Origin of the sequence: Vibrio sp. 10N.222.52.B7 (assembly GCF_041474275.1) — a bacterium.
Lineage (GTDB): Bacteria > Pseudomonadota > Gammaproteobacteria > Enterobacterales > Vibrionaceae > Vibrio > Vibrio crassostreae_C.
On record NZ_JBFRTU010000310.1, the window covers coordinates 1 to 568 of the forward strand.

At 41.7% G+C, this 568-nt stretch carries 1 pseudogene; it reads right to left on the reverse strand.

Annotation, left to right across the window (positions count from 1 at the left end):
- Positions 1-199 (reverse strand): annotated as a pseudogene (locus AB4512_RS22980) (multidrug transporter subunit MdtL); the annotation flags it as partial.
- Positions 200-568 lie beyond the last annotated feature (369 nt).

Genomic DNA, 568 nt, shown 5'->3' on the forward strand with positions numbered 1-568 from the left:
TCCCTACGCTATCGGCAAATTTACCCGCGAACAACATAGTCGTTGCCATACCGGCCAGATAGATAGAAAACGCGGCATGGAGCTGAGCCTCAGAGGCATTTAAGTCCGCGGCGATTTGAGGTAACCCAACCAAGTACAGATCAATTGCCGTTGGATACAAAAGCACAAGTGCGAAACTACAAAATAGAAAACGATACATAACACCCCCACATAATTGATGTGAGGATAATAAGAGCGAAATGCAAAACTACCGAGTGGCATCTACGACAACGGATCTTTCCATTTACGACAAACCCCCACGCTCTCCTAAGAAGTCTATTGATTGGGGCTCATCAAATGAGCTGTGCTAGATATAAAAATCCGACAGAGATTCACTAGATAAGCAAGATTTGGACTGAGTTTTTCTGAAATAAAGGCATCTCTTAATCAGAGGTGCAGTGCGAGTTATTGAACGTCGATTAATTTACAAAGGTTATCAAAAGGCTAAAACAATTCACCTGCCGAACACCTAATTCACCCAACCATACTCCTCGAAAATTGCTTCGTAACTTTTTTAGAAAAATTCAAA